The following is a 14,552-nucleotide window of genomic DNA, read 5'->3' on the forward strand; positions in this document are numbered from 1 at the left end:
TTGCCACCTATTACTTCACGTAAAGGAGGTAATCTTCTACCTCTCCGGAGTCTACTTCTTTACATGCGTCATTGCTGCCACCCAAGTAATCCATAGTGACGCGCATTTTCGTCATGCCCTTTTTGGCGCCCGTTGGCGGTGTAATTTCTACCTGAACTGCTTGCTCAGAAACACCAGCAAATAAGGTTTCTTTTGTATCGTTAAAATCACCATCTTGGTTCCAGTCAATAAACACATGCCAAGTCTCTGGGTATGTTTCTGCACTACTAAATCCTGGGGTTAACGTTAACTGGTAGCTTTTATCTGCATATATTTTCGCGGTATCGCCGACATAGTTACTGTAAAAGGTGTTGCTACTGGTATTTTCAATATTTGAAAATTTAACCGATTTGATAAACTCATAAGCACGTTCACGAGACTTCGTGGTGCAATAATTCGGTATTGCAGGAGTGATCATTACAGCACTGATCCGGTAATCAGACGGGATTTGCAAACAAGATGTCGTTGGCGATTTACCCGCAAACCAATTCTTTGGATTCGCATTGTCTTCATCTCCAAAGGTAAGGTATTTCGCATCAGTCCTGAGGGTACTATTTTTGTATAGCATTACTTTTTTAAGATTTGCTATTTTCTCATCATTTGGAATGGGAGTAGTGGGATCAAAGATATTATCAGAGACTTCAACCAATAGTCCTGGGTAGCACTTTTCCAACCATTGAAAGCGTCCTAGCGCTTGTTGTGGCGTAAGTACATCTCGAGATTCAAATAAAGTCGTATTTGCCTGCGCTGATGGTGTAATTGTGGCAGCAAAGGAGGCAATTAATGTGCTGGTTAGCATGACTTTTAACATAGTCTTATTCCTTATAATTCTAGCCATTTACGGTCATACTGATGAACGCGGCCACGAGTCTGTAACTCTCTATCGCGGCAGTAATTACCAATTGGATTACGCTTACAGTAGTCAACGGCGTCCGCCAGAATAAATGAGTTAAAGAGTGCATTATCGCGAATAGTTTCTAATGCAGTTCGATGTGAGTTATTCAACTCACTGGCATAGTAATTGAGTAGGTTATCGGCACGACGATTGTCGAGAATTGCCTGTACCCAATCATCACTCATGTTTTTGAGCGCCAATTTAGTTAGGATGCTTTTGGCAGGATAGACATCATCAGGTACTAACGGGGATAGACTTGGCCCTGAGTCAGTATAACTTTGTGTCAAGACTCGACCGACATTGTATTTATCTAAGGTATCAAACTGAGTTACGTAGTTAGTTTTGATGTAATCGATACTGTTTTTAAATACATCAAAGCATGGTGTTGGGTTTTCCATCGTACAGTTGACGAGTTGATTAGGGATCACCTTCAAAAGTTCAGTCGGATCACCACCAAGTTGTAGCGCAGAAACGGTAATTTTGATGTTACGCTTCACATCTTCGTCTACTTTTTGCAGTTTACCACTGACACTGACTTTACCCGCCCAGTCTACACCAAGCTGACCACCCCATTTGACTTTGTCTTCGTCATTTTTATATTGAAACTTGAGATTGATCATAACTTGAGAGCCGTACTCAATCGCTGATACAAACTCATTACCAATATTATTGAATTTATCTCCAGGGTTAGCATTGACCAAATCAAGCGCAGCTTGTGTAGGTTTAAACCCGGTTTGAGGATCCGCAACTAACAGCCGTTTTTTTGGTTTTAAGGAGAGAAATAGGGTGTAAGTGCCGGTGTAGTTATCTGCGGCGTTTTGTTTTGCGTAGCTTGCGCCAACCCCAACTTTTATGACAGGAACATCAAGTGCAGCGCCTAAGTTACCATCTAGCATGCTAGATAGTTGGCTATAGCTCATATCTACACCGACTACAAAATCCATTTCGGTATTACCATAGGTTTCATCAACTCGACCAAGTACACTTTGCAGTGCATAAAAGCCTTCTTTTTCGCTATGGTAAGCAGTACCGAGTGTCACTGAGTCTAAATCAGAATTATTTGCTTGGGTAGTGAACTCTGGATTAGCAACTTGATCCGCAGTAGCTGAAAAACTGCAGGCAAAAAGTCCCACTACCCCCATGGCACGTGCCAATGGAGAATATATAAATTTCATGTTGAATTCCTTACTGAGAAGTATGGCCCCTCAAAAGGAGAGGCCAGATGCAGCGATTAGTTCAGGCTGTTGATGTAGTCTGTTTTCCACTTTTCAGGAAGACGTTGAAGAATCTCTTCTTCTGACATGCGTAAGTCCTGATCTTTGTAGTTGAACTCATCTTGTGTAGCAAGATCGCCTACCGCCATACCATTGGCAAACATGGCAAAATTACGAGACTCAGCTAGTTTAGAATCTGCTGTTGGAGCAAGTTTTAGGTTATAAATCTTGTCGCGATACTTCTCTTTGGTCACGCTAGTAACCAGCACTGACCCATCCTCAGTTAAGATACGGTCACCAACTTTTAGTTCTTTCGCCCAAATAATTCCTTTATTTGACGTTGAAATTGGGTGAGTTTCAGTAGTTAAGATATCAGAGCCATCGGCGCCTTTTACGCGATACATCTTGATAGCTTCAATCCCAACCGATACATCAATAACTTGCATTGGTTCTTTAACTTGGGTATTCGAAGCAAGTGCACCTAATACCAAATCGCCTTTCGCAATGTCTTCAATAGCAAGTTGTTTTCCATCGGCCATGGTGATCATTGTGCCCGTTGCTAGACAGCTGTATCCTAGCTTCATCATAGGCAATACTTCACTATAGAAGTTACCAAAACGTGTTGATGTTTCTGAGGTTAGTGAAACTTGGAATGCAACGGCACCACCACGTCCTTTCTTAAAGTACGGATAACCTTTCACAGCAAAGGTCATATACCAGTTTGCTTCAGCGATATTAGAGAACAGTTTAGCATTACCAAAACGCCCTTCTGAACGTGGAATATTCCAGCGAATAATCGACTCTTGGTTTACTGTATCAACTTCAAACTCCAAGTAATCTGAAAATTGCTTAACGGCGTTTTCGAGCCCTTTATAGCTTTGCTTTGTCGCGCCGCCATAGATACCTTCCTGTAGATAGATATTCGTTGGTTCATCTATACCGTTTGGTAAATCGCCCACAGTTGGATAGATTTCAGTGATCTCGTGAGGAACGCGTAATTCGCCGTTGAATGGGATATTTACATCGGTAATTTCATTCGGTTCACGGTATTGATCTGCTGCGTAGTCACAGTCAGCGTGACTACGATTTAAACAAATCTTAATAACAGCGTCGTTGTTCTTATCGATAGGCGCAGTCGCATTGTATTTCGGACGTGTATCCAATGATGAGCTGATCCCTACGCTAAGTGCAGAAGCCTCACCTTTTGCAACTGGTGAAGTAGAGCCATACAGCGCTTCAAAGTGTTCCCATGAGAATGGGTATTCAGTGTACTTCATCGTCGTGCTGATAGTGCCATCTTCTTGCTCAAGTTCAACGTATGAACTAGCGTAAATGGTATCTAGATCGGGAAAATTTGCTTTCAATGACTTTAGTGAAATAGTCGAAGTTGCAAGCGTGTCTTTACCGTCTAATACATTAAATGTAGAACCTAAAGGCGCAAGCTGATTGCCGTTTGCATCTTCTAATAATAAGTCGATGTAGGTCGCTTTTGTGCCGCCAAAACGAGAGCTTTTCGCGCGTACAATCAGGTATGGTTCATTAGTATCTGATGAAATGGCTAGGTTCATATCTAAGAAGAAATGCGCTTCTTTAATGATATCCACATCCGTTTCGCTAACAGGTGGTACTGCGGACGTTGTGATGTTCATTTTTGCTGATAAGTGCTGTCCTTTTGCTACGTCTAGTGTTTTGTGTAGCTGTGGGAATTCACTCTCAATACGATTTGCCTTCATTAATCGAGACTTTGCTAATTGATAGTGCTGCGGGTTGGACATATCGAGTTTACGGATCCCGAATTGATCCGGTTGAGTTACCGCGGTGCCTTGTATCGCTGCTGGTTCAGACTTTTGCTTCGATGCAGAGGTGGCTTGTTGATCAACACTGTTGCTAGCAGCTACTGCGTTACTGACTGCTAACGCGATTGCAAGCGGCATGAGCACCTTTTTGTTTAGTTTTTTCATGTTATTTTCCTTAATTCTTATAGATTTCTACAAGGTAGTCTTCAATTTCTCCGCTCCCCGAGGTTGCGGCACTGCTATAGTCAGAGCAAGGATCGATACTGTTTACTCTGCTAAATCCGTAATACTGCAAAATTCTCATACGAGTCGTCGTGACAGGTTGTGACAACTTATTACTTGGAATGCTAAATTCACCTTCAACATAACCTTTGCCGTAGTCTTGGTTAGTTTGGTCGAAGTCCATTACTAAAAGTTCTGATTTGTTGTTTCTCCAGTCACCATCACCAAATTGACCATCATTGTTTAAATCAATCCAAATATGATAATTTTCAGCGAATGTTTCTGTGCCAGCATAGCCAGCTTCAATACGATAGGTATTATTCTGTGTGGCATAGAGTTTGATTGGATTGTTAGGATTAACAACACCAGACTGCTGCGCATTGCTAAGCGGACCATCTTGATTGAAAGTCACACTGCTGATGTGTTCATAGTCAGTGATACCTACAGCTGTGCAGTATTCAACGGGCTGAGTGGGCTTTAGTTCTAACACCATATTCTTGGTACCAGTGACTCGTTCTCCTCGAACAAGCCACCAAGGTTTGTCATAACTGATAGTCAAGCTTGCGGTATAGGTTCCAGCTGCTTGATAGGTATGATCTGTATCTTGGCCGAAACTATCATTCTGATTGTGCGTTGATCCGTCTCCGAAATCCCATACTAAAGTGACATTAGGATTCCAAGCGGCATTGTCAGGTTTTGCGGTGGTGTTATTAAAGCTGACCTTAAACGTACCGTCTGCTTGCTCGGCTACCGTGTAGCTCACTTCAGGAATAAAGCTTGTCTCGCCAATTTTTACCGTTTCACTGGCCGATTGTGTACCATCAACATGGTTAACTGTGAGTGTAATAGTGTATTCACCATCAGCTTGGTAGGTGTGCTGAGTGTCTTTTACCGAGGACGTGGCACCATCACCAAATTGCCACTGTATGGTGCTACCTTGAGGGATAACACTTTGGTTTGTGTCTACATAAACAGTGCTACCGGATTTACGAGGTGTGAATCTTGCGGTGATAGTTGTGTTAAACTGAACCTGTTTGTTCCAATTTCCTATGACTTTGTTGAATCTGTCATATGCTTTTAGCTCGACCGTATAACTTCCAGCTTGCGCATATTGATGAGTAGGCGATTTTTTACTACTGGTTGAGCCATCTCCAAATTCCCATTTCCAACGTTTAACACGTGCATCAACCGTGTTGTTATCAAAACTCATTTGATTAACACCTTGGTTGGCGGTGATTCTCAAATCAACAGGGTCATTGTTTTCAGTGAGTTTAACTGTGTAGTCTTCGACTTCGCCCCAGGACATATCTCCGCATGCAGACTTCACTAAACCAAATGACACCATAGTACGAAGGCGATAGCTTTGATTTAGCTCACCACTCAATGAGATGTCGCCAGCCAATTGCGTCTTACTGCTTCCAAAGAGTACAAGTTCCTCAGTCTTATGGAATAGGCCATCGTTGTCTTTATCTAACCAGACATAAAAATTCTTTGTTTTGTCTTGAGTATCTGGGTGTGGCGCTGCGGTCAGCGTTACATTGAGTGCTTTACCGTCTTTTACTTCGACGACATCATATGAGTAATCACTGTAATTGCTTGAGGTGGAATCATTTTTGTAACTATTTAACGAAACTGATGATAGGTAATACTTACTGTGATTGATGCCTTGTGCCGGACAATAGTCATCAAATACTTCAATGGGTAGTACAAATGTATCGGACTGGCCAGAAGGTGCGATGGCAGTCAGCTCAACGTTGTATTTGCCTGCGGTAGTGAAATTATGTTTTGGCTCAAAGGCGCTGTTTTGTGCACTTCCATCACCAAAGTTCCACTGCCATTGCCAGCCTTCGCTATTACTTGCCGAGACTTGCTGGCCATCACTACGGGTTAAGTTCTTAAAGTCAAAAGCTAAGAATTGGCGATCAAAACCAAGTTCGCTCTCAAGTCCACGGTCTACCTTTAAACTTATACCGACTTGTGCAAATGCCTTACGTATGTGGTTTTGTAATTCAGTGGCTTGCCAGTTACTACCATCTTGCTTTGTAACCCCATCTTGAGTCAGCTGATCAGTCACTGTGTGGGTTTGTCGCATTACACAATCTGCACCAGTAAGATAAGTACTATTGCTGGTCCAGCAATTTTTATTTGCGTTAGCAAATAGAATGAAGGAGTATTTTGTATTCCAAGGAGAGGGGTCACTATCTAGGTCAGCAGTAGTAAGGTAGTAAAAAGCTTTGTTAAACACCCCAGCGCCATGGTGGGACGTGACTGAGTCGTCATAGTCATCAACATGATCGATTGAGTTTCCATCTAGCGTCGGAGTTTCAAAATAACGTAGAGCATCATCTAGGCGGAATGTTTCGTGATTGCTTTTCCAGTCATTCGATCCAGAGTAAAAAAATTCAGCTGCCTCACCAGCCATATCGGAAAACGCTTCGTTGATAGCACGAGCCTGACCTGTCAACATTGACTTTGGTGTACTTGAGCCATACTCCTCAGTAAAACCATGGGCGATTTCATGGGCGACAACATCTAAGGAAACCATAGGGTAAAAGAGGTAGTCCCCATCACCAAAATAGACCTCGCCGTTTTCATAAAATGCCTGATCCATATTCAGACCATAATGGACATTCTGAATTATCTTTTTATTATAGTAGGGCTTATGTCCCAGATATGCTTCGAACATTAAACTCGTTGTTTGTCCGTGATGATGGGCATCATTCAAAGCAGAGCGAGCTCCGTGATATTCTTTATAATCATTACGAGTTGAATCTGAGCAGTTATAGCTATAAGGCGTATTAACTTGCGCTGTGCCGTGATTGTAGTTTCTGGTCTCAACGTTCTTTGCATCAAATAAGCAGCTAGTTTGCTGAGCATCGGTTTCCATTGCGACGACAAAGGTCTTTGGTGGGTAGGAAACATAATCAGCTTGTTGGTAATCTGGACGTGCAATCTTGTCATTGCCAGATGGACCGCTTCCACCTTCATACACAACCCGCTGCAATACATCGGATTGGCTGATAAGCTCGTTTGTTGTTAAATCGACAAAGGAGATGATCCTTTGAGGCTTAAAAGGAGCAGAGTTAAAATCGGTGAAAAAAGTAAGTTTAGCTGCATGTCGAGCTTTACCCCGATCATCTATATAAATAACTTCTTCTGTTGATTTACGTCGAAAAACTCTAGGGCGTTCACTGGCAAATTGCGAGATGATTGAATCTAATGCTGCGTTAAGTTGGTCATCAGACGCTGGAGTTAGTGCAGGTAAATCTTTAGCAACGTCTACAATGAGATCGCCATAAACTTGCTCAACTACGCCATTTTCGTCCGTAAGCACAACAAGGTCGTGATTCCAGATAGGTATATTTTGGTATTTTTGAGTTATGGTATGGCTTTGCCTAGTTTGATCTACTTGGCTTTGATGAAATGTAAGTGTGTGACCTGTGTATTGCGCAGCAAATGTTTTAAGCGCGAGTAGATAGTTTTGATTAGAATCATCACCAAATGTGGATTGTTTTTGTTGTAAAGTAGACGCAATTTTCTGCGTGTCATTGAATAAAGAGACGCGTTCAGCGCCGTGACAATACATACTTATCGCAGATGCTAAAACGCACAGAGACTTTAACCCTTGCATGTTAACTCCATAATTATTTTGAAGATTCCTTCCCACTAAAACGCAACTACTCAGTACATGAGATAAAAGAGCGAATGAGTGCGGCTGATTATTAGTGCTATTACTTTGAGCACAAACTCTAAGGTAATAAAGAATTTCAAATAAATAAATAACGAAAAATAAACAAAATTATAACTTTATGTTTTCGCTGGGAATTTAGGGAGCGATTTTGTTTTTTGTTATTTTTATCTAACTAATTATTATTATTGAATAAATCTAAATTCTTTGAGGCCTGAGAAAAACGTAAGAAAAGCTCACACGCTAGAGGAAGTAATCATCATTTTGTAATTTAAAGTAAATTTAAATGCTGGTGGGGTTACTGGGTGTTTCTTTATTGGGAACTTTGCGCACTATTGATGAAATAAAAAGGATAAGAAGTGTTGTTTTAGGTTGCTTGATTAAAGAGGAAATTGCTCTGGTAAAAAGTACCTAGTGACTTTGCAAAAGCTAGGTACTTTTTGTGATTTTTTATTGGACGGTTACATTGATGTAGTTGGTTACAAAGGGCACTATTTCTATGGTTCCGGTCGCATAGACTTTTTTACCCACATCTTCACCTTTTATCTTTATATAGTATTGGCCGGCTGGAATAACAATGTCAGCGTAATGGCGTGTGCCAAAGTGAATAGTATCGCCTTTGACCAACCAGCCCTCTGGTGAAACTTCGTATAGATAGCCTTCGCACCTTATTTTGCCAATTCGCGGATGTTTGCATTCATTAAACTTAAGTCTAGTTTTACCACTTGGGTTTTTTGCCGTTTTTACAAATGCCAATGAGCCATAGTCTCGAGCCGTTTTCGTTGCTTGATGAGGCCATATGTCTTCTTTTTCGACTGAGTAATCGTTACTAGAGCCACTACCGGTTGCTGAAACAACGGTACCTGAACTGCCAAAAATACCATTAATAGCACCGTCTACACCGTCATTCACGACACGGTTGATATCATTACTTTTACAAGCAGTGAGTGAGGCGAGAGAAAGCGCGATAAGCGTTACTTTTTTCATTATTTGTCCTTGAAGTTCCATTCTCAGCAGCATTTTAACTGTGTTAGCTATTTTTCAAAGCTTAATTAAATATTTAACGATTTATTAAGCAGTAAAACAACACAAGTCATACGAGCATTCTTTGCTCAAATAATGCTTCCTGTTATTTTTGAGTTAAATCGGATAAAAGTTTACCTTGTGGCGAAAAAAAGTCCAATAAAAAGCATGCTAGTTAACCTGAATTCGAGATAAAAAGTAAGTTAAACCACTAAAACCACTAAGTTCAAAAGCGTAATATCACTCTAGCCAGAAGTTATTTCTTAATACAAGGCAAATTTGTGCGTCAATAGCTGGCCTATTGCAAGCAAATTTAACGCAGTAGTAAGGGATAACGTCTGCTAGAGAACAAGTTGTTATCCCGAGTTCTGGTTAGTTAGTGACTTTGGTCACTGAGCTGTATGCGAAAAAGTATTTTAGTCTCAAAATAAAGGATGGCGTTAGTGCCTTCCTAATTGGTTAGTCACTTTGTAAGGCTTCGATCGGGTCTAGCTTTGAAGCCTTGATTGCGGGATATACACCAAATGTTAAGCCAACTAAGGCACAAATACTAAAAGAAAGAATAATAGCACTCAAAGACCAAGAAACCGCCCAGTTTGAATAAAATGCAATTATCTCTGAAAGTAAAATACCAAACACCACGCCTAATAGCCCTCCGAGTATCGAGATGGTAAAACTCTCTGTAATAAACTGAACTTGAATATTTTTCCGAGTCGCACCGATTGCGCGTAATAAGCCGATTTCTTTGGTCCGTTCAAGTACGGTTGCAAGCATGATATTCATAATCCCAATACCGCCAACAAGGAGTGATATACCTGCTACGCAAGACATAACCATATTAAAAATGGCTTGTGTTTGTTTTTGCTGAGCAAGAAGCGCTGCGGGAATGGTCAACCTATAGTCATCAATATCGCTATGACGATTGGTTAGAATGTTAGTGATAGCTTGAGATGCCAAAATTGGACTCTGAGATTTGTCGATAGCGAGTTTTAGTTCGGTAACCTCTGGTTCAAGTAATCCCTTATTGAAGCGATGAATTGCGGTCGTTAGCGGAACAAAAATACGGCTTTGCTCGCCTCCTAATGCAACGCCTTGAAACTCCTTTTTGTTCAGGTGCGGCGCTTGCAAAATGCCAACAACCTCAAACCATAAATGATTGATTTTTACTTGTTGGCCAACAGCGCTCCCGAGGGGAAAGAGCGTTTTTGCAGTATTGGCGCCGAGTAACGCAACCTGCCTATATTCTTTGCTATCTTCAGTATTTAGCAGGCGACCAGCAGCGAGTTCATAATGCGCAAGGCTAAAATAGTTTGCTGTGACGCCCGCGGCTTCCCCTTCAAACCTGCCGAATTCGCTAAATATCTGGTAGGTATCTACTAGCCGTTCAGCTGAAAAATCACTAACAAAGGGCAGGGCGTCTACAATCACTTGGCCGTCTAATAAATTAAGACCTTGCGAGTGCTTTCGTTGTTCCTTTAAGTCATTTTCTTCAATGTCTTTGGCGCTGACAATAACATTATTGATCCCCATAGAATCGATCATCTTAAGCGCTTCACGTTCAGCACCTTCACCGATGTTCAACATAGCAATAACAGCACCCACACCGAAAATCATCCCAAGTAAGGTCAATAGGGTTCTGAGCTTATGTTGCTTTAATTGCACAATAGCGTCGGTAAATAAATCCAAATATTTCATTACAGTTCCTTATTCGCGACAAGTGCAATTTGTTGCTTGGGCGATAAACCAGAAAGTACTTCAGTATGGCTTAGGTTGCTTTGGCCTAATTCCACTTTTACGCGTTTAAACTGACTACCGTCTTTAACTTGAACAAAAAACGCATTGTTATCATTAATCACGCTGTGTTTAGGCACGAGTAACGCTTCTTTATTTTCTTGGACAAATAATGTAGCAAGCACCTTATTACCAGGTTTAAAGTAGGCTGGAGTTTCATCAAGGCTCGCTATGACCTCGTAGTATTTTTGTGGATCTCCACGACGAATAGATTGTGGGTAAGGTGACACTTTGGTGACTCTACCATCAAAGCGCTCATCGCTATTGGAGAGCAGGGTAAACCTAACCTTTTGACCAATCGCAAGGCCAAGTGCTTCTTTTTCATGAACGAAAAGCTTAGCTTGCAGGGATGAGATATCTGGTAATCCCCCAATCTTTTGCCCAGGCCATAGCGCTTGCCCTGATTTGGGTTTTTCACCACGCCAATCGGCACTGAGAGTGAGTAAGCCATCATGTGGCGCGATGACTTCAAGACCTTCTAAGTTTGCGTTGTACATCGCAATTTTGCTTTCATGCTGTTTTGATTGCAGTTTTAACAGTTCCATTTCTCCAAGAGCTGAAGATGAAAACTGCTCTGTCTGCCAGCCAAAATAAGCTTCTTTTGCATTGAGGTACTCAACATTTTGCATTTGATCTAAAATGTCGAGCTTTGAACGGATCCGTTCATCGTCAACTGAAAAGGTTTCAGCAAAGTGTTTCTCTTCACTGACGATAACCTTATCGCTATCTAAATGGGACTTTCTTGTGGTTAAATCACTATCGGTGACCGTGATATCTTGTGCGACTTTGCCTTTGTCGAATTCACTAAAGCGTTTTCGTCTTTCTAATTGGCTGCCATCGAATCGTGCAATAACATCGCCTTTTTTCACCTGAGTATACTCAGGCATGATCCATGCGAGCGTCTGAGCCCCTCTCGCTGAAGTTGGGGCGGATATGACAGTTTCACTTGCGGCCTCCAATTCGCCTTCGGCATTAACGGTGATAGCAAAAGGCTTCGACTCCACAGTATATAATAGTTGCGCAGGCTGTTCAGTTGCTTCTTGGCAGCCAAGTAACCAAAGTGGGACAATGATCGCGAGTAATGTTTTTCTCATAGCTTTACCTCCGCGCCTTGACTAATTCCAGAAGAAATCACGGCAAGCGTCGGTGTGGTATAAGAGACGGTTACCTCTTTTTCTCCGCTATTTGTGTCTATAAACACTTTATCCGCACTTTGTTTTAACGCGTTTAATGGCACGGTTAAGGCGTTATCGAGTTGTGCTGTCACTATCTCTACACGAGCGGTCAATCCTGGCCGCAGCTTTTCAGTATCGACCTTATCCAGCTCAATAATGGCATCAACAATGCGACTTTTATCTTGATGTGACTTTTCCCTAAAGGCCTTTCCTATTTCAATGAGTGTCCCACCGACAACATATCCGTCGGCACTGTCTATGGTAACTTTTACTGCTTGCCCCAATTTTATCCGTCCAAAATCGGCTTCTTTAATTTGTGCTTTTACCTGCATTTGTTCAATAACCGATAGCTCAACAACTGGTTGACCAAACTGTATGGACTCACCCACACTGGGTTTTTCTCCTTCCCTGTTTGCGCGATATGCAACTAACCCATCCATTGGCGCTTTTACTTGTAAACGCTCTATGTCACGTTTTAGTTCTTTTACTTCAGCATCCATTCGTGCAACCTTGCTTCTTGCCATTTGGATACTCAGTTCTTTGTTGTTTAGATGAAAAGCGAGTTTGCCGCGGGCAAGTTCTAAATCATTGGTTGCAATGGTGAAATCGATTTGCGCCTTTTTTCGGTCGTTGTCTGAGCGTGAGTTATCTATGATCTCTGCGCGGCGTTTTGCCTTATCGAAGTTCATTTGCGCTTCAGCGAGTGCGAGTTTGTATTCTTCTTCTTGCTTCTCGACTTGAGCTTGTTTATTTTCTAGCTCTTTTTGCGCTTGACTTAGCTTCGAATTATATTCCATCAAGCGATCTCTAACGGTTTGATCGTCAAAAGAAACAACGGTTTGGCCTTTTTGAACCGTGGTATTCTCTGGCATTAACTGCTTTATCTTGTACTGCCACATACGCTTGATTGAAGGAGGGGCTATCAACGCTCGGCTTTTTGATTCTAATTCACCATTTGCTTCTACAGTGATAGTGATTGGCTGTGCCTTAACGATATGTATATCGCTGGGGGCCTGACTGCAGCCAAGTAAATAGAGTGGAATAATTATTGCCAGCAAATTAACTTTCATTTTTCTCTCCTGGCAAAGTTATGCTTCCGCTCATGCCTGGCAGCAGTGGCAAATCGGTGTTGAATGTGAATTTAGCCCGAAAATACATGCCTTGGCCCCAGTCTTGGCGCTTTTCAGGTTGTGTTGATAGCTCAGTGAGCGTACCTAGCGTTGGTGATGAGCGAAAGGCGTCAAATTTTAAATCGGCGGTTTGACCTTCCTTAATACCAAGAGCATCTACTTCATGGATCCACGCTTCTAAATACAGACCTGCTGTAGAAGGTATTTCTGCTACTTTCCAACCTGTTTGTACAGTTGCGCCAGCAAACAACTTGTTGCCGTGCCAAGGATTGTCCGCATACAAAATGGGCCCGCTATTATTGGCCGTTAGACTCATTTTTTCCAGTTGTTCTTGGTTGTGCGTGAGGCTCGCTTCTAGACGCCTTATCTCTAGCTGCTGTTTCCGAGTATTTGCCTTTGCTTCAGTTTCTGCCTTGCCTAAACTTATTTCGGCTTTATGATTTTCGATAATCGCTTTTTCTAACGTCAGCTGGTGTTGCTCGTAGTCGTAGGTGCTGATATTGGCTTTTGGCACGCTCGCATCTATCTTGGCTCTTTCGACGAGCAAAATGGTTTTTTTCAACTGAAACTGAGCTTCGAGTATCTTTTGGGCGCCGTCTTGCTCAATTCGTTTGTACTCATCTTTTGCAGCGTCAAGCGCCACTTTATCTTGGTCGATTGAGGTCGCGATAGAGCCAGAATCGTAGACGACAACAATATCCCCCTCATTGGCAACTTCCCCTTCGGGCAGCATCCACTGAATTTGCGTTTTCCAAGAGTCGCTCATCGGTGCGTGAAAGACCTGAGTTTCACCTGCTTTAATAAGGCCTGAGACGATAATTGGTTTGGCAAAAGCCTGCAAAGAGGTGAGCAGGGCGATGCTTATGATGTAGTTGTGCATTGGCTATCCTCGACTTTTTCGCCATCTTTCATTCTGATGATACGCTCGGCATATGCTGCAATATCGTCCTCGTGTGTTACCATCACAATGGTATGGCCTTGCTGGTGTAGCTGGCATAGTAACTCCATGATTTCATGTGAGGTTTTACTATCTAAGTTACCAGTTGGTTCATCGGCAAAAATGACTTTTGGCTCATTAATGAGTGCCCGTGCAATGGCAACACGTTGGCGTTGTCCGCCAGACATTTCGAAGGGTTTATGATGTGCTCTGCTATCAAGACCTACTTTTTTTAGCATGGCAAGTCCGCGACTTTTTGCCTCTGATGGGGAAGTCTCTGTGTACCTTAGCGGTAAGATGACATTTTCCAGTGCGGTTAGGCGAGTAAGTAGATGGAATGTTTGAAAGATAAAGCCAATTTTTTGATTTCTAATTTGTGATAAGGCTTCATCTTCCACGGCCTGAATTTCTTGATTAGCAAGATAGTAAGAGCCGGAGGTCGGAGAGTCCAAGCAGCCAAGTATATTCATTAAAGTAGACTTCCCAGAGCCAGAAGACCCCATCACTGCGACAAATTCACCTTCCATTACTTCTAGAGAAACTGATTTTAGTGCATGCACTTGTGTCTCTCCGCTTCCGTATACTCGGCTTAAGTTTTCGACCCGAATCATTGTAGGTTATAATCCCTTGTTTTTTATTATA

Annotated in this window: 10 protein-coding genes; all 10 read right to left on the reverse strand. The window is 42.1% G+C overall.

Features of this window, described 5'->3' with window-relative positions:
* Positions 1 to 10: 10 nt before the first annotated feature.
* Positions 11 to 850: a GEVED domain-containing protein gene (locus tag ABMY45_RS16050; protein WP_102058520.1), complete on the reverse strand. Its 840-nt coding sequence runs from the start codon at positions 848 to 850 to the stop codon at positions 11 to 13.
* Positions 851 to 861: 11 nt separating this feature from the next.
* On the reverse strand, positions 862 to 2,109 hold the full coding sequence (locus tag ABMY45_RS16055) for an internalin (protein ID WP_206471169.1): 1,248 nt from the start codon (positions 2,107 to 2,109) through the stop codon (positions 862 to 864).
* 56 nt (positions 2,110 to 2,165) lie between these two features.
* On the reverse strand, positions 2,166 to 4,109 hold the full coding sequence (locus ABMY45_RS16060; RefSeq protein ID WP_010607429.1) for a Hint domain-containing protein: 1,944 nt from the start codon (positions 4,107 to 4,109) through the stop codon (positions 2,166 to 2,168).
* Positions 4,110 to 4,119: 10 nt separating this feature from the next.
* Positions 4,120 to 7,797: a PKD domain-containing protein gene (locus ABMY45_RS16065; protein WP_211865897.1), complete on the reverse strand. Its 3,678-nt coding sequence runs from the start codon at positions 7,795 to 7,797 to the stop codon at positions 4,120 to 4,122.
* A 507-nt stretch (positions 7,798 to 8,304) separates the two neighbouring features.
* Entirely contained in the window at positions 8,305 to 8,841 is a 537-nt protein-coding gene (locus ABMY45_RS16070; RefSeq protein ID WP_102058524.1) for a hypothetical protein, read from the reverse strand.
* 495 nt (positions 8,842 to 9,336) lie between these two features.
* Entirely contained in the window at positions 9,337 to 10,572 is a 1,236-nt protein-coding gene (locus ABMY45_RS16075; protein WP_174170652.1) for an ABC transporter permease, read from the reverse strand.
* Positions 10,572 to 11,762 carry an HlyD family efflux transporter periplasmic adaptor subunit gene (locus ABMY45_RS16080; protein WP_174170653.1) on the reverse strand — a complete coding sequence of 397 codons (1,191 nt, stop codon included), beginning with the start codon at positions 11,760 to 11,762 and terminating at the stop codon, positions 10,572 to 10,574. Before ABMY45_RS16080 ends, ABMY45_RS16075 begins: the two co-directional genes overlap by 1 nt.
* Entirely contained in the window at positions 11,759 to 12,913 is a 1,155-nt protein-coding gene (locus ABMY45_RS16085; RefSeq protein ID WP_174170654.1) for an HlyD family efflux transporter periplasmic adaptor subunit, read from the reverse strand. Before ABMY45_RS16085 ends, ABMY45_RS16080 begins: the two co-directional genes overlap by 4 nt.
* A complete protein-coding gene (locus ABMY45_RS16090; RefSeq protein WP_227387797.1) occupies positions 12,903 to 13,853 on the reverse strand; it encodes an HlyD family efflux transporter periplasmic adaptor subunit in 951 nt (316 codons plus the stop codon). Before ABMY45_RS16090 ends, ABMY45_RS16085 begins: the two co-directional genes overlap by 11 nt.
* Entirely contained in the window at positions 13,835 to 14,521 is a 687-nt protein-coding gene (locus ABMY45_RS16095) for an ABC transporter ATP-binding protein (protein WP_010607436.1), read from the reverse strand. The genes ABMY45_RS16090 and ABMY45_RS16095 overlap by 19 nt, the downstream gene beginning before the upstream one ends.
* Between the last annotated feature and the right edge of the window lie 31 nt (positions 14,522 to 14,552).

Origin of the sequence: Pseudoalteromonas sp. XMcav11-Q (genome assembly GCF_040104525.1) — a bacterium.
Lineage (GTDB): Bacteria > Pseudomonadota > Gammaproteobacteria > Enterobacterales > Alteromonadaceae > Pseudoalteromonas.

Excerpts from the sequence above, each read along its gene's own strand:
- ABMY45_RS16080 (WP_174170653.1), bottom strand. The coding sequence starts at position 11,762 with ATGAGAAAAACATTACTCGCGATCATTGTCCCACTTTGGTTACTTGGC.
- ABMY45_RS16075 (WP_174170652.1), bottom strand. The coding sequence starts at position 10,572 with ATGAAATATTTGGATTTATTTACCGACGCTATTGTGCAATTAAAGCAA.
- ABMY45_RS16065 (WP_211865897.1), bottom strand. The coding sequence starts at position 7,797 with ATGCAAGGGTTAAAGTCTCTGTGCGTTTTAGCATCTGCGATAAGTATG.
- ABMY45_RS16050 (WP_102058520.1), bottom strand. The coding sequence starts at position 850 with ATGTTAAAAGTCATGCTAACCAGCACATTAATTGCCTCCTTTGCTGCC.
- ABMY45_RS16070 (WP_102058524.1), bottom strand. The coding sequence starts at position 8,841 with ATGAAAAAAGTAACGCTTATCGCGCTTTCTCTCGCCTCACTCACTGCT.
- ABMY45_RS16085 (WP_174170654.1), bottom strand. The coding sequence starts at position 12,913 with ATGAAAGTTAATTTGCTGGCAATAATTATTCCACTCTATTTACTTGGC.
- ABMY45_RS16055 (WP_206471169.1), bottom strand. The coding sequence starts at position 2,109 with ATGAAATTTATATATTCTCCATTGGCACGTGCCATGGGGGTAGTGGGA.
- ABMY45_RS16095 (WP_010607436.1), bottom strand. The coding sequence starts at position 14,521 with ATGATTCGGGTCGAAAACTTAAGCCGAGTATACGGAAGCGGAGAGACA.
- ABMY45_RS16060 (WP_010607429.1), bottom strand. The coding sequence starts at position 4,109 with ATGAAAAAACTAAACAAAAAGGTGCTCATGCCGCTTGCAATCGCGTTA.
- ABMY45_RS16090 (WP_227387797.1), bottom strand. The coding sequence starts at position 13,853 with ATGCACAACTACATCATAAGCATCGCCCTGCTCACCTCTTTGCAGGCT.